The organism is Sphingomonas silueang, from assembly GCF_040049155.1.
GTDB lineage: Bacteria > Pseudomonadota > Alphaproteobacteria > Sphingomonadales > Sphingomonadaceae > Sphingomonas > Sphingomonas silueang.
This window is the reverse complement of the sequence record NZ_JBDZDK010000001.1, coordinates 241732-260217: the sequence shown is the minus strand read 5'-3', so window position 1 is coordinate 260217 and position 18486 is coordinate 241732. Positions and strand designations below refer to the sequence as shown.

Below are 18486 nucleotides of genomic sequence, written 5' to 3'. Positions count from 1 at the left end.
GGATGCCGCGCATTGCACTGCCGGTCGCGCCGGACGCGGCGCTGCTGGCGACGCACGACCCCGCCGCGCCGGTTGCCGCACTGGCCGGCCGGACCATGGGTACGGGCTGGAGCGTACGCTGTGCGCTGCCGGCGGGCATCGACCCGGACCGGTTGCGGCATGCGATCGATACCCGTCTCGGTGATCTGGTCGCGCAGATGAGCCACTGGGACGCGGCATCGGCGTTGTGGCGCTTCAACGCGTTGCCCGCCGGTGCGGTCGCCGATCTGCCCGACGATTTCGCGGCAGTGATCGACCTGTCGTTGCGGATCGCCCATGCCAGCGGTGGCGCCTTCGATCCCGCGATCGGCCGCTTGGTCGACCTGTGGGGCTTCGGACCGCCCGGACCGCAGCCGCTCCCTGACGACGCGGCGATCGCGGCGGTACGCGCGATATCGGGATGGCGACGCCTGCGACGCGATGCCGGCGGGCGACGCCTCGTCCAGCCGGGCGGACTGGCGCTCGACCTGTCGGGGGTGGCCAAGGGGTATGCCGTCGATGCCGTCGCCGACCTGCTCGGCAACCACGGGATCAGGCATTGCCTGGTCGAGATCGGCGGTGAACTCGTCGGGCGTGGAATACGTCCGGATGGCGACCCATGGTGGGTCGAACTGGAGAACCCACCCGGCCTCGCCACCGCCCCGATCCGGGTGGCGTTGCACCAGTGCGCGGTGGCGACCTCGGGCGACTATCGCCGGGGCCGCCACTCGATCGACCCGCGTACCGGCCGCCCCGCCGCCAACGACGTACGTTCGGTCAGCGTCATTGCGGGCAGCGCCGCGCTTGCCGATGCGCTGGCGACGGCAATCACGATCGCATGGCCCGATGACAGCCTGATCGCCGCACAGCGCGTCGCCGCCCGGATCGTGGTGGGCGACGGCGACGATATCCACGAATTTCTGACTACGCCGCTGCGTGCGATACTTGCGTAGGATTTGACACCATACCAAGGGCTCAGGGTGGTAGCGATGACCCCATCCCGGCCATTCGCACGCCGCTTTCCGCTGCCCGACACCGCCTCAACGGCGTGCTTGATCGCATTCGTCATCAGCGCGTCGACGACCGGCGCGAGCGGGTTGCGCCGCTCGGCGGGCGGTCGCGTTCGCATTCTCGATCGGTACGAGCGCGAGGAACTGGCCGGCGACGGCTACGGACGGCCTGAGGCCGAATACCGGACACTGATCGGTCCGTTCGGCAAGGTTGATCCTGGATCGGCACCAAGTCCTGAACGCGCCCGGCACGTTCGTCGTGTCCGATCGGCGGCACAGGGGCTGCCTGCGCCGCCTGGTCCAATAGCTGAGCCTTCCGGCCGGGGACCGCGCAAGAAACCTTAGCGTGGCAATTGTTCGAGCACCCACCGGGCGACCTGGAACGCGGCGAAGGGTTGGGGCAGGATCGGCCCATGCCGCCTGGCTGACGGCGGCGTGCCCGCCGCCGTCAGCGTGAGGCACGGCAAGCCACGATCCGCCAACGCGGAGAGGAGGTCGGGCACCGCGTTTGCCGCGACGTCTTCTATGAAGACCACGACACGGGTTTCCGGTGCCTTCACCAGTTCGATGGCGTGCGGCAACGCACTGATCGGACCGATCACCGACAGCGCATGGTCCCGCAGCACTGCCGCGATATAACCGCCGGCGAAGGATGCTTCGTCGCCGATCACAACGACGTGACCGGACGATCGAATCGTCTGCCCGTCGGTCACGCGGCGTTACGCCCCCTCCCGAGCGTCGGATCCAGCGTCGCCCGCTCCGCATCCAGCACCGGCTTGAGCCGGCGATAGGTCGCCAGTGCCTGTCCGACGACCTGGTCCATATTGTAGTAGCGATACGTCGCCAGTCGCCCGACAAAGGTGACGTTCGGCTCGTCGAGCGCCAATGCCTCATAGCGTTTGAAGAGCGACTGGTTCTCGTCGCGCGGGATCGGGTAATAGGGATCACCCGTCGCGCTCGGATATTCGTAGGTGACGCTGGTCCGCGCCGCGACCTGCCCGGTCAGATGCTTGTATTCGGTGACCCGGGTGTAGGGCACGTCCTCGTTCGGGTAGTTGACCACCGCCGCGGGCTGATGCTGCGGCGTATCGAGCGTACGATGCTCGAACCGCAGCGAACGATAGGGCAGCCGCCCGTAGCGATAGCCGTAATATTCGTCGATCGGTCCGGTGAACACCAGATGGTCGTGGGGATAGGCATCGCGGACATCGGCATAGTCGACGTCCAGCAACACATCGATGTTCGGATGATCCAGCATCGCCTCGAACATCCGCGTATAGCCATCGGCGGGCATCGCCTGATAGCTGTCGCCGAAATAGCGGTCGTCCGTGTCGGTTCGGGTCGGCACGCGCGCCGTCACCGATTTGTCGAGTTCCGACGGGTCCATGCCCCATTGTTTGCGGGTATAGCCACGGAAGAAGGTTTCGTAGAGTTCGCGCCCGACCTTCGACACCACGACATCGGCCGAGGTACGGATCGGATCGACCGGCTCGGCACGCGCCGCCAGAAACGCCTCGACCGCTGCATCGCTCGACAGATTCAGGTCGTAGAGCGTGTTCAGCGTCGTCCGGTTGATCGGCATGGGCACGAGGCGGCCATCGACATCGGCCAGCACGCGGTGTTCGTACGCGCGCCATTCGGTGAAGCGCGACAGATAGTCGAAGATGTCGCGCGAGTTGGTGTGGAAGATATGCGGGCCATATTGGTGGATCAGTATCCCCGCAGCGTCGTGCCGGTCGAAGGCGTTGCCGGCGATATGCGGACGGCGGTCGACGACCAACACCCGCTTGCCTCCGTCGACGGCAAGGCGTTCGGCCATGACCGCCCCGGCAAAGCCCGCACCGACAACCATCACGTCATACCGGTTGTCCGCCGGCGGCCAGAGGATCGGCGATACGATCGGTTCGTGCCGGGTGCGCGTCATGATCCGCGCCTCGACCAGCGCCAGCATTGCCGAGGCGGTGCGGTCCCACGATCCGCCCGACAGCTGCGCATCGGCCGCATCACGCCAGCCTGCGCCGCCCGCCCGAAGCGCCATCGCCGCTTCGCAGGCGGCGACAAACGCGTCCGGTGTCTCCGCGATCAATACCCCCTCCAGGTCGCCGTAGTGGCGCACCACATCGATGATCGGGGTGGACACGACCGGAAGGCCCGCCGCGAGATATTCCGGCGTCTTGGTCGGGCTGATGAAGCGGGTGGCCTCGTTCAGCGCGAACGGCATCAGCGCCACGTCCCAGCCGGCCATATAGTCGGGCAGCGCGGCATAGGTTCGCCCGCCGAGGTAATGAATGTTCGGCCGGCGCGGCAGATCACCCTCGTCGATCTTCACCACCGGGCCGATCATCACCAGCGACCAGTCGGGATGCGCATCGGCCAGCGCCGCCACCAGCGACAGGTCCATGCGTTCGTCGATCACTCCGGCAAAGCCCAGTCGCGGTGCCGGAAGGGCGGCCTGATCCCCGGGTTCGGGCGGCGCCGTCCGGGCACGGCCGAAATGCGCGGCATCGATGCTCGAGGGAAAGGCATGGACGCTGCGATGCCGGTCCCGCTTCGCTTCATACAGGCTGGTACCGCCGGTAAAGACCAGATCGGCGCACCCGATCAGCGCCTGTTCGCGCAGGAGCAATTGCGGCGGCGCGCCCTTGAACGCCGACAACTCGTCCATGCAGTCGTAGACGACGCACGCAGCCGGGACGTCCGCCGAAAAAGGCAGCATCATCGGGGTGTAGTACCAGCGGATCACCGGTCCGCCGACGGCAACCAGCGCGGCGTCCAGCAACGCGCGGAGCGCTTGATCTTCCTGTCCGCGTAGTGCCGGGTCGATCTCCGGGGTCAGGATGACAACCCCGCTGTCCGGACAGACCCGGCGGGCCAGTTCCGACGGTCCCGCTCGATACTCCGGCTCTTCCCAGAACAGGATATCGTGCGTTTCGGCGAAACGGGTCATCAAATGCTGGGGGCGCTGGAAGACGAAGGCCCATCGCAGGTGACTGAAGCAGAGGATGGTGGCTCGGTGATGCCCCCCCGCCCGAAAATCGGCGGAACTGGCGACGTTCGACGATTGCACTGTCACAGACGCTCCTCTGCACCTTGTTCACAAATCGGAAACAAAGCGCGCGGTCCGGTCGTTCCCATAAATTGTTGAAAACAAACATATATTAGTAACATTCCCGGAACGATGCCTCCCGGCGCCCGTTACCCGGTACGGGAGGATCGGATGGAGACCTTGCAACGCTGGGGCGGTGTGGAATGCACGGTCAACCGGACCCGCACCGGCTATCGCGACCAGATACGATCGAGTGGCCACCACGATCGGATCGGCGATCTCGACCTGTTCGCCGAACTGGGTTTCACGGCGATCCGCTATCCCGTCTTGTGGGAACGGGCGATGACCGGATCGGGTGAACCCGACTGGTCATGGACCGATGCACGTCTCGACCGGTTGCGGTCCCTTGGCATCCGACCGATCGCGGGGCTCGTCCATCATGGCAGCGGTCCCCCGCATGTCGACCTGCTCGATGACGGGTTCGCGATCGGTCTGGGCGACTATGCCGGACAAGTCGCCGAACGCTATCCCTGGATCGACGACTGGACCCCGGTCAACGAACCGCTGACCACCGCACGCTTCTCCGCGCTATACGGCCATTGGTATCCGCATGCTCGTGACGAAGGCGCGTTCTGGCGGGCCTTGGTCAACCAGGTCGACGGCACGCGCCTCGCCATGCGCGCGATCCGTCGGGTGAACCCCATGGCAAGGCTGATCCAGACCGACGATCTCGGGCGGACCTATGCCACCGTGCCGCTGGCCGAACAGGCTGCGTTCGACAATCTTCGGCGCTGGGCGGGATGGGATTTGCTGTTCGGGCGGGTGACGCGGCACCATCCGCTGTGGCGGCGTATCGTCCGGTTCGGCCTCGAGGACCGGATCGCCCGGATCGCCGACGATCCCTGCCCGCCGGACGTCCTCGGCGTGAACCACTATCTGACCAGCGACCGGTTTCTGGATCACCGGACCGACCGCTATCCGCCCTCCACCCATGGCGGCAACGGCCGCATCGCTTTCGCCGATGTCGAGGCGATCCGCGTCCTCGATCCGCCGCCCGCCGGGCTGACGGGCGCGTTGCGCGAGGCATGGCAACGCTACGGCACGCCGCTGGCGGTGACCGAGGTGCATAATGGCTGTACGCGGGAGGAACAGCTTCGCTGGGCCGCCGGCGCGTGGGACGATTGCGTCGCGCTGCGTGGGCAAGGGATCGATATCCGCGCGGTGACCGCATGGTCGCTGTTGGGCAGCCACGGATGGGACACGCTGCTGACCGCGCCGGGCAGCTACGAACCGGGAATTTTCGACGTTTCGGCCGGAACGCCCCGCCCGACCGCCCTGGCCCGGCTCTGGCGGGGTCTGCCCACAGGGTGCGACCGCCATCCGGTGGCGAAGCTTCCCGGTTGGTGGCTTCGACCCGACCGGCTGTTGTACCCGCCGCTGTCGCACCCCGCCCCGCGCCCGGCCTCGGAGCATCATCCGTCAGGTCCGCCGTTGTTGATCTGCGGTGCCGGCGGGACGCTGGGCCGGGCCTTTGCACGGGCGTGCGATCGGCGGGGCATTGCGTGGATCGGCACCGGACGGGACACGATCGACCTCGAACGCCCGGCGACGATCGCCGCAACGCTCGATCACTTGCGGCCATGGGCCGTCATCAACGCCACCGGCCGGGTCCGGGTCGACGATGCGGAGGACGACGAAGCCGCCTGTTTCGCGGTCAACGCGACCGGTACGATCGCCCTGGCGCAGGCTTGTGCCGAGCGCGCAATGCCCAGCCTGCATTTCTCCAGCGACCTCGTGTTCGACGGGAGGGCGCAACGACCCTATGTCGAAAGCGATCGGCCCGCCCCACGCAACGCCTATGGCCGCAGCAAGGCGGCGATGGAGCGCGGCTGCGCGGGTTTACCCGGGGTGCTGATCGCGCGGACCGCCGCGTTCTTTTCGCCCGATGACCGCTATAACTTCGCGGTCGCGGTGACTGATGCACTGGCGGCGGGCCGGCCGTTTCGGGCGGCGGCGGATCAGGTGGTCAGCCCGACCTATGTCCCCGCGCTGGTTGATACCGCACTCGACCTGCTGATCGACGGAATGGAGGGGATCGTCCATCTGGCGGGCAGCGATGCGGTAAGCTGGGCAGCCTTCGCCCGCCGTCTGGCTGTAGCTACCGGGCATGACCCGTCGATGATCGACGCGGTTCCGGGGCGTGCGCTCGAGTTGAAGGCGGATCGTCCGGCCCATGTCGCGCTGGCGAGCACGCGCGTCGCGGGCCTGTTATCGCTGGACGTGGCGATCGACCGGTTCCTGGCCGGACGTGCCGAAGCCCCGGCGGCGGCCCGTACCGGCCTGCAACGCGCATGTTGCGCCGGGTGAATTTGGCAGGCGCCCACCTGATCAGTGACAGCGGCGCGTTCAAACAATAATCCTCTTTTGCGCATCGAAGCAGCACAGGGATCACTGCGCAAGCCTACGACAGGGCTGCTCGGTGTGGGGTAATATGTTGGCTGTTTGCTACGATCGTCAAAAAATCCCAGCCATTGGAGCAGCTTGCAAAAATGGCTGGCGGAGACGGAGGGATTCGAACCCTCGGTAGGAGTAATCCCCCTACGGCGGTTTAGCAAACCGCTGGTTTCAGCCACTCACCCACGTCTCCCGGGGAGCGTTTCCGTCCCGGAGAGCGCGCGTATAGCGAGGGACGGGGCACGGATCAACCACAACGTTGATCGTAAATCGCGCGCCGCCCACCGCGCGTTCATTGCATGGTCAGCCGCTTGCCGCCTATCGTGCGGCACGGAAGGTCCGGCGTGGGGAAGGGGCGAGTGATGCGCGTATCGATGGGTTGGCTGTTGCCGTGTCTGCTGTTGGCCGCACCTGCGCAAGGGCAGGTGCGCACGATCGATCCGAACGACGCGATCGATCGCGACCTCGCGCCCGCCCCGCGGCCCGGCCCGACGCCGCAGCGCGACGTCCCGCCCGCCTATATGCAGGAGCAGCTTCCCCCCGCCCCGCCCCAGTCCACGCCGACCACCTCGCCCAGCACGACCGCGACCACGGCAGCGAACGAGACGTTCGAGCGCGACGACCTGATCGGCGCGGCGGAGGGGGTGTTCGGGCGCGGCGCGGAAGGGCTGGCCGGGATCATCGAGAATATCCTGAAGGACCAGGGCAAGCCCAACGCCTATATCGCCGGGCGCGAGGCGGCGGGCGCCTTCGTCGTCGGCCTGCGCTACGGCTCGGGCATCATGAACCACAAGGTCGAGGGCCAGCGACAGGTCTATTGGACCGGGCCGTCGGTGGGCTTCGACGTCGGCGGCGATGCGACCAAGGTGTTCGTGCTGGTCTACAACCTGTACGACTCGCAGGAACTCTACCGCCGCTTCCCCGCCGCCGAGGGGCGCGCCTATTTCGTCGGCGGCTTCTCGGCCAGCTATCTGCGGCGCGGCGACGTGGTGCTGATCCCGGTACGGCTGGGCGTCGGCTGGCGGCTGGGGGCGAACGTCGGCTATATGCGGTTCAGCGAAAAGCAGCGCTGGCTGCCGTTCTAGGGCGCAGCGCGGCAGGCACCTGCCTGACTCGCGCCAGCCCGGCCGGCGGGCAACGCCCGACCGACGCCGCGGGCTTCGCCCGCGGCGCTGGCCGGATCCGACCCCCTAAAACGCCGTCGACTCGAACCGCACCGGCGCGCCCTGCGGTTCGCCGACCAGCTGCGCCTCCCACATCGCGGTCCGCCCGCGGATGATCGTGCCCACCGGCTTGCCGGTCAGCGTATCGCCGGTGAACGGCGACCAGCCCGCGCGCGACGCCAGCCACGATTCCTCGACCGTCCAGCGCGCCTTCAGGTCGACGACGGTCAGGTCGGCGTCATAGCCGAACGCGATCCGCCCCTTGCCCGCCAGCCCGAAGATGCGCTGCGCCCCGGCACTGGTCAGGTCGATCAGCCGCGCGAGCGTCAGCCGTCCCTCCGCCACATGGTTCAGCAGCAGCGGCAGCAGCGTCTGCACGCCCGGCATGCCGCTCGGCGTCGCGGGATAGCGCCTGGCCTTTTCCTCGATCGTGTGCGGCGCATGGTCCGATCCGATCACGTCCGGCACACCCTGGGTCAGCCAGTGCCACAGCCCGTCGCGATGCGCGCCCGATCGGATCGGCGGGTTCATCTGCGCATAGGTGCCAAGGCGCGGATAGGCCTCTTCGCCCGCCAGCGTCAGATGCTGCGGCGTGACCTCGCACGAGGCGATGTCCTTGTTCGCGCCGAGCAGTTCCAGTTCGGCAGGCGTCGTGACGTGCAGCACATGCACCCGCCGCCCCGCCTCGCGCGCCAGCCGCAGGATGCGGCGCGTCGCGATCAGCGCGCTCTCGTCGTCGCGCCATATGGGGTGCGATGCCGGGTCGCCCGCCACCCGCTCGCCCTCGCGCGCGATCATCCGCATCTCGTCCTCGGCATGGATCGCGCAGCGCCGCGTGCCGTGGCGCAGCACGCGCAGCAGGTCCGGGTCCTCCGACACCAGCAGGTCGCCGGTCGAGCTTCCCATGAAGATCTTGACCCCCGCCGTGCCGGGCAGCCGCTCGAGCTCGGCCAGATGGTCGGCGTTGCGCGCGGTCGCCCCGACATAGAAGGCGTGGTCGCACCACATCCGCCCGCGCGCGCGCGCCAGCTTGTCGGCGATCGCTTCCTCGGTGTCGGTCGCGGGCTTGGTGTTCGGCATCTCGAACACCGCCGTCACCCCGCCCATCACCGCGGCGACCGATCCGGTGGCGAGGTCTTCCTTGTGCTCGAGGCCGGGCTCGCGGAAATGGACCTGCGTGTCGATCACGCCGGGCAGGATATCGAGCCCGGTGCAGTCGATCGTCTCGCCCGCGTCGCCCGCGATGCCGATTCCAGCGATCCTGCCGTCGCGGATGCCGAGGTCGATTTGGGCGGGGCCGCCGGGAAGGTGGACCGTGCCACCGATGAGCTTGGTATCGAAGGTCGCCATCGTGCCGCCTCTTGTAGCCGGGGGGTGCGCCGTCCTACCTCCACCGCATGACCATGACCACCCCCGGAACCTGGCTTGCCGATCGCGCGGTGCTGCGGATCGGCGGGGCCGATGCGCGCGATTTCCTGCAGGGACTGGTGACGCAGGACATCGCCGCCGTCACGCCCGGCGCGCCGCGCTGGGCCGCGCTGCTGACCGCGCAGGGCAAGGCGCTGTTCGACTTCATCCTGTGGGCCGACGGCAGCGACGTGCTGGTGGATTGCGAGGGCGATGCCGCCGATGCGCTGGTAAAGCGGCTGACGCTCTACCGCCTGCGCCGCGCGGTCACGATCGAGCGGACGGAACTCGGCGTCCATTGGTCGCCCGGGGGCGTGCAGGGCGTCGCCGATCCCCGCCTCGCCGATCTCGGGCGCCGCTGGCTGGGCGCGCCGGGCGAAGCCGCCACCGGCTGGCGCGAACATCGCCTCCTGCTCGGCGTGGCGGAAGGGCGCGCGGAACTGGGCGACGGCCAGACGCTGTGGCTGGAGTGCAACGCCGCCGAGCTGCACGGGGTGAGCTTCACCAAGGGCTGCTATGTCGGGCAGGAGAATACCGCGCGGATGCACTATCGCTCGACGGTGAACCGGCGGCTGGTGGTCGTCCCCGCGCGCGAGGCAGGGCCCCGCACCCGCTGCCTCCACGCCGATCTCGGCCTTGCGGTCGAGCATCGCCGCGTCGACGATCTGGGCGACGCGCTCCGCCCGGCGTGGCTAGGGCTTGTTCAGGCTGGGTAGAGGCATCGTGACGGAGCCGATTTTGGTTCAGGGCAAGAAGCGAGGAGCGGAGCGATGCTATGGCATCGTGACCGACGAGCGACGCCGCCCTGGGCCAAAATCGGCCCGCCGCTTCGCGGTTGCCCTGTCGCGCCCGCCGGCTGCGTCGGGGTGCCCCGCAAAGTATTACTTTGCGGGGGCCCGGCCGCGCGCCTTGCAGGTAGCGCCGCTACCTGCTGCACCACGCTCCTTGCCGGACGAACACGACAGGGCAATCACGATGCCTCTACCCAGCCTGAACAAGCCCTAGTCGCGGCGCTGGCCTCACCGGTCGCCTGACGCGACGCTCAGAACAGTTCGTCCAGCAGCGCATGGAATGCCAGCCGACGCGGGTCCGGCATGGCGATACCGTAGCGGGCGAACATCCGCGCAGGCAGCGCCGCGCCATATTCCTCCAGCGAACCAGCGAGGATCGCAAGGTCCTGATAGCGGTCGGCCACTCCGGCGCGACCGACGTCGATACAGCCGACCACCCGCTCGCCGTCGATCAGGATATTGTCGAGCGAAAAGTCGCCGTGCGTCACCAGCCGGTCGGGCGTCAGCGGCAGCAGCGCCTGCATCGCGTCCCATACCGCCTCGGCGCTCCACCCGGCACGGGCGTGGTCGAAGTCGTCGGTATCGACCAGCCCGGCATCGATCCGCCGCCGCGCCTCGACCATGCGATGCAGATGGTCGGCGACGAACGGACAATCCTCCACCGGCAGTGCGTGCAACTGCGCAAGGAACACCGCCAGCGCATCGGCGATCGCTCCGGCCTGCCGGGGCGCGGCGACCAGTCGCTGTCGCGCCGTCTCGCCGGGCAAGGCGGCGGTCAGGAGCCATGCGTCGTCCGCCTGCCACACAAATCCCGTGATCGCCGGAACCGCTACCCGCCCGGCGAACCAGCGCAGCCGCGCAACTTCGGCCAGCACATCGTCGGCGATATCGCCCTGCCCGTGCTTCAGATACAGGTCGGTCCGTCCCGCCGCGCCGTGCAGCCGGTACACCGCACCGCCCGCTTCGCCGACCAGATTGCGCGACCAGCGATAGCCCGCGACCAGTCCCGCCAGCGCATCCGGCACCGTCGGCGGTGCACAGCCCGTCTCGCGTTCGTCCATTGCCGCTCCAGCCGGGCGGGCGCACCACGCCCCCGTCCTTGTAGCCCGGACGACGAAAAAGGGAGGCCGGTTGCCCGACCTCCCTTCTCCAACTCCACTTGCCTTGCGGCAGGTCGAATTACATGCCCGGACCGTAGGTGATTTCCACACGACGGTTCTGGAGCTCGCGGACGCCATCGGCAGTCTCGACGCGCGGACGGCCTTCGCCGAACGCTTCGGTCGAGATGTTGCCACCCGACACGCCGCGGCCTTCCATGTACGCACGGACCGAGTCCGCACGACGCTGCGACAGGCCGACGTTGTACGAGGCCGAACCCGAACGGTCGGCGTGGCCGGCGAGCATGACGCGCGCATTGCCGCACTGCTGGTAGTTCGAGATGGCGTTGTCGAGAATCCCGGCCGCTTCCGGCGTGATGTCCGACTTGTCCCACTCGAAGAACACGATGTACGGCCCCGGGGTGCAGACCACCGGCGGCGGCGGCGGCGTTTCGACCGGCGGCGGCGGCGGCGGCGGCGTTTCGACCGGCGGCGGCGGCGGCGGCGGCGGGGTCGGCGCGCCGAAGTTGAAGGTCAGACCGCCCAGCAGGCTGTGCGAACGGAAGCGACCATCGTAGCCCACGCCACGGACGTTCACGAGGCGAACGTCGTCGGCGTTGAAGAAACGATACTTCAGCGAAACGTCGACGTTCTCGCTCAGCGGCGCGCGGATGCCCGCAATCGCCTGCCATGCGAACACCGTGTCCGAATCGTCCAGCGCCGCGAAGCTGTTGCTCACGCGATAGTCGTGCGCCTTGACGCGCGCGACACCGGCACCGCCGCCGACGAAGCCGCTGATGGCGTCGTCGTCACCGAAGTCGAGCATGGCGTTGACCATGAACGACAGCGCCGAGGTACGGCCACCGCCGTTGTAGGTGCCGGCCGGAACCGCCGTGGTCGGGCCGGTCGCGATGGTGCCGGTGGTCCGGATCTCATCGACGGTCGCGCTCTTGTACGCGACTTCCGCTTCGACGCGCAGCGCGCCGAAATCGTAACCGACGGTACCACCGACGTCATAGCCATAGTCGCTGTCGACGGTGGTGACACCACCGGCCGGCGCGGTCAGATCATAGTCGATGTCTTCGACGATCATCGCGCCGCCTTCCACGCCCACATACCACGCATTGTCGCGGGCGAGGGCGGGAGTTGCGAGCGCAGTGGTCGCGAGCGCCAAAGTGACGGCAAGCTTCCGCATTCTAGTCCCCTTTCACAGTTGTCCTACGGACAGCGCAAACCAAGTACCGAAACGATAGTTTCCGCGCAAGCGCACAAAAATCTCGGTGTTGCACAAAAGGCACGGAACTAACGCGCGATCAGTCCGTGTTCGCGCAGCACCTCCAGCACCGCCGCCAGTGCCGACCGTGCCTCGGAATCGTGCGTTTCCCCGCCGGTCGGGGCAGCGATCGCCGCCTGCCTTGCGCCGACCACCCGCACGCCGCCGACGTAGAGGGCGCTCGCCCGCACCTCGCCGGTCGTCCACTGACCGCCGCGGAACTGCGCGGTCGTTTCGCCGCCGATCCACCAGAGCGTCATCCCCTCGCACGGGGCGACGAAGCGCCATCCGCCCGCCGTCATCACCGCCACCTGCCGCGCCCGTCCCGCCCATACACCGGTGGGTGCTTCGCCCAGGATCCAGCATTGTCCGGGGGTCGCGCCGGCGGGGGGCGTGTCCTCGCCGACGCGCTCGACGCCGCCGTGCAACAGGGCGTCGATCCGCGTCAGTGCTTCATTGTGCGTCATTTCCTTTTGCGCCTGCGAGACGTGCAGCAGCGGCAGCGCGAGCCGCGCGGTCAGGTCGGTCATGCCGGATTCTCCGATGGAAGGAACAGGATGAGCGGCCGCGACGCGCCGTGCGTGCCGATCTGGCGGATCGCGATCGCAACGGGGTGCAGCGGGCAAGGAATCGTCAGTTGCGCGACATCACTGTCGAACACCTGCACATCGTCGTCTGGCGCGGTCAGCGTGATCGTCCACGCCTCGCGCTCCTCGCCCAGCGCCACGTCCACCCCGTCGCGCCACCCGGCATCGCCGCGACCGCGCCGCACCCAGCGCAGCGTCATCTGCCCGCCCTCGATCGCGATCTGCCCATGGACCGGGGCGGGCGGCACGATCCCGCGCCCGTCGGGCACGATCGTCGCCGTCGCCACATCGTCGGGGGCGATGCCGACCGCACTCGCCAGCATCTCCCGCCCGATCGCGGGCACCGGATCGTCGATCGGCTGCAACGTCGCCGGATCGAGCAGCACGAACGGGTCGCCGACCTGGTGGCCGTCCACCGCCCATTCGGTCCCGCGCCGCCCGCGCCACAGCCCGGACAGCCGCCACCGCGCCGGTGCAATCCGCTGCGCGGCGGCGAACTGCACGATCTCGTCGCCGATCAGCGCGGCATTGGCCCCGCGATCGATCGCCGCCGCATCCGCCCCGGCCAGCGTCATCGCATCATGGACCAGCGCCACCTCGACGCTGGCATCCGCATCGACGATCGTCGTCGGCCCGCCTGCCAGCAGCGTCACCGTTCGCCCGATCGTCCCCGGCGCGGCGGTCGTGCCATGGTCGCGCAGGCCGGTCGGACCGTCGCCGGTCAGCAGCGCCGCGCGCCGCCATCCCGCCCCGGTACCCGCCGCCACCGCCGCGATGCGCGGCACGGCATCGCCGCCCGCCGCATCGCCCGGCAGCTCGACCAGCAGCAGCCGCGTCGCCCCCGGCAGCAGGTCGGCGGCAAGCTGCGCTTCCCCCGCCGCCGCCGCGACCGGCAGCGTCGCGGGCGCGATCGGCAACAACTCGACGGTCACGCCGTCCTGCCCGATCGCCATGCGCCGCACCCGCCATCGCCCCGGCGCATCCGCCAGCGTCACGCGCGCGCCCGGCATCACGCCCACCGCCCGCCAGTCGAGCCGCAGCGTCCGCACGCTCCCCGCCAGCCCCCGCCGCCGCGCCGCATCGGCGACGATCCCCGCCGCCACCGCCCCATCCAGCACGGCGGGCAGTTCGATCCGCTCGACGATCCGGGCACCGGCTTGGCGCTGCTGCTGCACCCCGGTCTGATAGTCGCGCGCCGCATCGTGATAGGCGATCGTCACGTCGGCAGGCGCGACCGGCGGGCGCTTCCACGCCCCGCCGTCGACCGGCGGCGGCAGCGGTTCCGCCGCCCCCTCGCCCAGCCGCAGCGCAAGCCCGTCGCCTGCGGGCGCGAACCATCCGCCCAGCGGCGCGACCAGCGTCTCGATCGCCGCGCGCACGCTCTCGCCCTCCGCCGCATAGCCACCCAGCAACGGCCCGGCCTCGGCGGCACCGATCGCCCCGTCGCCCAGCGCGCGCACCACCGCCCCCACCGGCAGCGGCGCCGCATCCGCCTCCACCTCGAAGGTCAGCGAGGGGATGCGGTTGCCGAAATCGGCCAGCGCCAGATCCTCGAACACCGCATAGGCGATCCCGCGATGCGCGGGCGCGCGGTCGATCCCGACGATGCTGGCGATCAGCGGATCGGGCAGCTGCGCCTCATCGCCCGGGTACAGCCGAAATCCGGTCCGCGTCTTCCAGTCGCCCGCGCTCCCACGTAGCAGCTTGCCCTCGGCCCAGATGCGCCGCACCGCGCGGATCGGCCGTGCCGACAGCGCCACCGCGAACGATGCGGAATAGCTGTAGTTCACCGTCCGCCCGGTCGCCTTCGATCCGCTCGTAGTGGCATGTTCGCGCAGGTCGGTCGCCCAGATCACCGTGCCCGCGACGCGCATCGTCCCGAACAGCCTGGGGATCGCGCTGCCATAGCTCGACGTCTGCACCTGCAGTTCGCGCAGCCGCGGCCCCTGCCGCGTGCGGCTGCCGAATACCGCCCCATCGATCGTCCGCCCGACGAGTCCGCCGATCGCCGATCCCACCGGCCCGCCCACCGCCCGCCCCAGCGTCGTCAGCACCACCGTCGCCATGTCGCTTCTCCATCCATGTCGAGCCGGTACCGGCCCACTCCCCCACCCGGCCACCCACGCAAGTATCCTGATGGGTGGCCGGGTGGGGGAGCGGGCCGGTACCGCGCCGATCCGGCATCGCCGGATCACGCCTCACGCCGCCACACCGCCAGCACCGGCCATGGCGGCACCCCCGGCCGCTCGACCACCGCCCGTGCCGCCGCATCGGCGTGGATCAGTCCCGTTCCGCTCCACAGGCCCAGATGCAGCTGTCCCGGCGCGCTCAGCAGCACCAGCACGTCGCCCGCGCGCGCCTGCGCAACCGGCACGAACCCCGCCGCGCGCAGCACCCCCGCCGCCCGCGCCGCATCGCCGCAGCGCGCGGGATAATCCCCCGGCACCGCCGCCCGACACGCCCAGCCGACCAGCCCCACGCAGTCGAATCCGCTGGTCGGATCCCGCCCCTGCACCCGGAAGCGGCACCCGATCGCCCCGCGCGCCCGCGCGACGATCGCGCTCATGCCACGGGATAGCGGGTGAGCAGGTCGATTCCCGGCAGATACGGCTCGCCCCGGAAATTGGCGACGTTGCCGAACCGGTCGCGACAGGTCGCCAGCGTCCCGTCGCACCCCTCGGTCACCTCCACCAGCGCGCCCGCCCCGGCGAAGCGCGGCGGCTGCGCCAGCGTCACCCCGTCGGCGTCGCCCGCCGCCACCATGTCGCTCAGGCCGCTGTTGCCGCCGGTCAGCCAGCGCACCCGCCCGGCGGCGCACCCCGCGCCCCCGCCCGGCAGCACCAGCCGCGCGCCGTCCTCCGCCGCCACCCGCACGATCCGCCGCCTGCCCGCCATCACCACGCGGCACCGCGCATCGCCCAGCGTCGCGCGGCACGCGGGCGAGGTCGCCTCGACCACCGCCGCCTCCAGCCGCGCTTCCGGCCCCAGCAGTTCGGCACGAAAGCTGCCGTCCGCCGTCTCGATCGTGCCGATCCGCCCCTCGGCCAGCGGCACCGCAGGGCCGTCTGCGCTCCAGTCCCATGCGAACACCACCACCCGCGCCCCGTCGTACCGCCCGGCCAGCAGGTCCGCTTCGCCGATCGCGGCATGGCTCAGCGCCCCGCCCACCTCCAGCGCGGGCGGATCGAGGCTGTCGTCGCGCTCGATCGCCGAGGGGGTCATCCCCGGCGCGGCGCGATAGACCATGCCGTCAATCGTCAGATCGCGGTCATGTGCGGTCAGGCCGATCGCCACCCCGTCGCACCGCTCGATCCGCCAGCACCATGCCAGCGTCACCACCGCATCGCCGCTCATGCCTCGCGCACCTCGATCAGCGGCACGCTGGTCGCCTCGCCTGCGCCGTGGGTGGTGCGCGCCACCTGCAACCGATCCTCGGCGAAGCGCACGGGCACGTCGAACGCGAAGCCTGCGCGCACCGCCACCCCCGCCGCCGGAGCGACATCGAGCGACACCCACCCGCCCGCCTCCACCGCGAAGCCCTGCGTCTCGGTACCGCCCACGCTCACGCGCACGCTGCCCGCCACCGGCCGGGTGATCCGCCGCACCGTCTCGCCATAGCGTTTGACCAGCGCGAAGCGGGTCGTGATCCCGTCGCCCGTGCCCAGCAGCACGTCGCCCGCCCCCACCGGATCGCCGGTCGCGTGATCGAACGGGTCCTGCAACCGGAACCCCCGCGCCGGTCCCAGCCTTGCGCGGAAGAAGGCGAGCAGTTCGCCCACATCCGCCGCCGATCGCACCCCCGGCCCCACGTCATAGCGGGTGCGCGGCGCCGACCAGCCGATGTTGCGCACCTCCGCCCCGCCGGCAGCCCCCGCGATCGCGGTCATCGTCTCCGGACACACCTCCGCCTGCGCGCCCAGCGCCAGCGGAAAGCGCACGTCGTCGAACGCCTCCATCTCCCCCTCCCCGTCCCAATAGACCAGCCCGTCGCGCAGCACCTGCGGCAGCGCCCAGACGAACGTCTCCGCCGTCCCCCGCACCCGCGCCGCCGCCGCCGCCGCCACGATCGCCGCCCATTGGTGGCGATCCTCGGGCCGGAGCACGAACCCCGCGAAATACTGCTGTTCGGCCACCGGATAGCCCAGCCGCTGCGTCGCCGCCGCCAGCCCGCGCGCGGTCGCACCGACATTGCCGGTCGCCGCCCAGTCGTAATCCTCCAGTTGCAGCACATCGAACGCGGGCCGTGCCCAGCCGACCGGCAGGTTCGCCCGCTTCACCTCGGGGCTGGCGGCATCGAGGATCGCGGGCAGATAGGCGAGCAGCAGCACCTCATCCGCCCCCGCGTCCCGCGCCGCCCCGGCCAGCGCCGCCGTCGACGCCGCCAGCAGCGCCCCCGCCCGGTCGAGCAGGTCGCGCCTCGCCGCATCGAGGCTCCCGCGCACATCGTCGATCACCACCGGATCACCACCCAGCGCCGCGCGCGCCGCATCGTCGTACAGGCAGATGCGATGGTCGGGCATCACCCACCACCACGGCTCGCCCACCTGGAAGCGCACCGGCCCGCCCGCCGCCACCCCGATCGCGACGAACGCCCGCGCCACCGCTTGCAGATAGCCCATCGCCCCGGCATGCGCAGGCGACAGCAGCGTGGAGAGCGGCACCCACCCGGTGAGCGCAGGCGATCCGTCCGCCGCCCGCTGCTTCCAGTCGCCCCAACAATGCTGGTCGAACAGCTCGTAGCTGAGCGACCAGACGATCTCGAACCCCATCGCCTTGGCACGCGCCGCAAAGTCGCGATGCCACGCCGCACAAGGCCCGTTCAGCACCCCCCCGCCGAGCGACACCAACAGCCCGTCGCCCTGCCGCTCGAGCCGGAAATAATGGCTCATCCCGACATACTGCACGAACGGCCCGCGATACCCGAGCCGCAGCGCATTGTGCAGCAACCGCGCGGGCGTCAGGTGATAGCTGTCGTCATAGCCGCCGCACATCCGCAGCCCATGCTCGGGCACCACCACGTCGCCCACCGCCAGCACCGCCCCCGGCCCGTCGCAGCGCAGGTCCGACAGCTCGACCCACCCCTCGGCAGGCGCATCCAGCAGCGCATCCGTCCCGTCATAGCCGGGCGGCACCAGCGACACGAACATCCGGTCGACATCGCCCGCCCAGACCGGATCGGCCTCGCCCGGCAGCAGGAACCCGCCGTCGAGCGCGGCGAAGTCGAGCACCACCTCGGCATCCTCGGACGTGCCGCTCGCATAGTTCCACAACCGCACATACCATGCGCGCGGGTTGCCGGACGCATCGCGCCCCTCGATCGTCAGCACCGGCCCGTGCACCGCATCCAGCGCCCGCACCCCGCCCGATCGCCAGCGGAACCGCAGGCGGCAGTCGCGATAGTCCCGCGCCGTCGCATAGCGCAGCAGCACATGGTCGTGCCGGTCTTCCGACGCCCAGATCAGCCCCGCCAGGTCGTCATGCCGGTAGAAGACACACTCGACCCGCAGCGCATCCGCCGCCGTCGTCACTACCGCCGCCATCATCGGGCGCGGGAAATCGACCGTCCAGTACATGGGATCGAACCGTGTCAGGACGCCCGCGTCCTGCACGGTCCGCCCGCCCGCCAGCCAATGCCCCATG

General features: G+C 69.9%; 14 protein-coding genes and 1 tRNA gene. 4 read left to right on the top strand and 11 right to left on the bottom strand.

Translation table 11 applies throughout. From position 1 onward, the window contains the following. The first annotated feature begins 2 nt into the window (after nucleotides 1-2). On the top strand, nucleotides 3-971 hold the full coding sequence (locus ABLE43_RS01150) for an FAD:protein FMN transferase (RefSeq protein ID WP_348976628.1): 969 nt from the start codon (nucleotides 3-5) through the stop codon (nucleotides 969-971). A 398-nt stretch (nucleotides 972-1369) separates the two neighbouring features. On the opposite strand, the gene ABLE43_RS01145 is transcribed toward ABLE43_RS01150, so the two are convergent. Together ABLE43_RS01145 and glf are read right to left on the bottom strand one after the other, a co-directional pair. Next, nucleotides 1370-1741, bottom strand: coding sequence for a hypothetical protein (locus ABLE43_RS01145; RefSeq protein WP_348976627.1), 372 nt, complete (start codon nucleotides 1739-1741; stop codon nucleotides 1370-1372). Continuing rightward, nucleotides 1738-3975, bottom strand: coding sequence for a UDP-galactopyranose mutase (gene glf, locus ABLE43_RS01140; RefSeq protein WP_348976626.1), 2238 nt, complete (start codon nucleotides 3973-3975; stop codon nucleotides 1738-1740). The genes ABLE43_RS01145 and glf overlap by 4 nt, the downstream gene beginning before the upstream one ends. 270 nt (nucleotides 3976-4245) lie before the next feature. Here glf and ABLE43_RS01135 point away from each other — a divergent pair, with 270 nt between their 5' ends. Beyond that, nucleotides 4246-6441: a sugar nucleotide-binding protein gene (locus ABLE43_RS01135; RefSeq protein WP_348976625.1), complete on the top strand. Its 2196-nt coding sequence runs from the start codon at nucleotides 4246-4248 to the stop codon at nucleotides 6439-6441. A gap of 187 nt (nucleotides 6442-6628) precedes the next feature. On the opposite strand, the gene ABLE43_RS01130 is transcribed toward ABLE43_RS01135, so the two are convergent. After that, nucleotides 6629-6721: transfer RNA gene (locus ABLE43_RS01130), tRNA-Ser, on the bottom strand. Nucleotides 6722-6890: 169 nt separating this feature from the next. On the opposite strand from ABLE43_RS01130, the gene ABLE43_RS01125 reads away from it, so the two are divergent. Further along, nucleotides 6891-7613: a DUF1134 domain-containing protein gene (locus ABLE43_RS01125; protein ID WP_348976624.1), complete on the top strand. Its 723-nt coding sequence runs from the start codon at nucleotides 6891-6893 to the stop codon at nucleotides 7611-7613. A 105-nt stretch (nucleotides 7614-7718) separates the two neighbouring features. Here the strand turns inward: ABLE43_RS01125 and ABLE43_RS01120 are convergent, their stop codons facing one another. Beyond that, nucleotides 7719-9041 carry a dihydroorotase gene (locus tag ABLE43_RS01120; RefSeq protein WP_348976623.1) on the bottom strand — a complete coding sequence of 441 codons (1323 nt, stop codon included), beginning with the start codon at nucleotides 9039-9041 and terminating at the stop codon, nucleotides 7719-7721. Nucleotides 9042-9088: 47 nt separating this feature from the next. Between ABLE43_RS01120 and ygfZ the strand changes: the two genes are divergently transcribed. After that, nucleotides 9089-9814, top strand: a complete 726-nt coding sequence (gene ygfZ, locus ABLE43_RS01115; protein ID WP_348976622.1) for a CAF17-like 4Fe-4S cluster assembly/insertion protein YgfZ — start codon at nucleotides 9089-9091, stop codon at nucleotides 9812-9814. Between the two features lie 326 nt (nucleotides 9815-10140). On the opposite strand, the gene ABLE43_RS01110 is transcribed toward ygfZ, so the two are convergent. From ABLE43_RS01110 to ABLE43_RS01080, 7 genes are all read right to left on the bottom strand, one after another. Continuing rightward, the gene (locus ABLE43_RS01110) at nucleotides 10141-10950 is read right to left on the bottom strand and encodes an APH(3') family aminoglycoside O-phosphotransferase (protein ID WP_348976621.1); all 810 of its coding nucleotides are present in this window, start codon (nucleotides 10948-10950) and stop codon (nucleotides 10141-10143) included. Between the two features lie 118 nt (nucleotides 10951-11068). Continuing rightward, nucleotides 11069-12181, bottom strand: a complete 1113-nt coding sequence (locus ABLE43_RS01105) for an OmpA family protein (protein ID WP_348976620.1) — start codon at nucleotides 12179-12181, stop codon at nucleotides 11069-11071. Nucleotides 12182-12288: 107 nt separating this feature from the next. After that, the gene (locus tag ABLE43_RS01100) at nucleotides 12289-12789 is read right to left on the bottom strand and encodes a DUF2793 domain-containing protein (protein ID WP_348976619.1); all 501 of its coding nucleotides are present in this window, start codon (nucleotides 12787-12789) and stop codon (nucleotides 12289-12291) included. Further along, nucleotides 12786-14912, bottom strand: coding sequence for a GTA baseplate fiber-binding domain-containing protein (locus ABLE43_RS01095; RefSeq protein ID WP_348976618.1), 2127 nt, complete (start codon nucleotides 14910-14912; stop codon nucleotides 12786-12788). The genes ABLE43_RS01100 and ABLE43_RS01095 overlap by 4 nt, the downstream gene beginning before the upstream one ends. A 125-nt stretch (nucleotides 14913-15037) precedes the next feature. Continuing rightward, nucleotides 15038-15412, bottom strand: a complete 375-nt coding sequence (locus tag ABLE43_RS01090; protein WP_348976617.1) for an NlpC/P60 family protein — start codon at nucleotides 15410-15412, stop codon at nucleotides 15038-15040. Then, nucleotides 15409-16200: a DUF2163 domain-containing protein gene (locus ABLE43_RS01085; protein ID WP_348976616.1), complete on the bottom strand. Its 792-nt coding sequence runs from the start codon at nucleotides 16198-16200 to the stop codon at nucleotides 15409-15411. The genes ABLE43_RS01090 and ABLE43_RS01085 overlap by 4 nt, the downstream gene beginning before the upstream one ends. Beyond that, on the bottom strand, nucleotides 16197-18485 hold the full coding sequence (locus ABLE43_RS01080; protein WP_348976615.1) for a DUF2460 domain-containing protein: 2289 nt from the start codon (nucleotides 18483-18485) through the stop codon (nucleotides 16197-16199). The genes ABLE43_RS01085 and ABLE43_RS01080 overlap by 4 nt, the downstream gene beginning before the upstream one ends. Between the last annotated feature and the right edge of the window lies 1 nt (nucleotide 18486).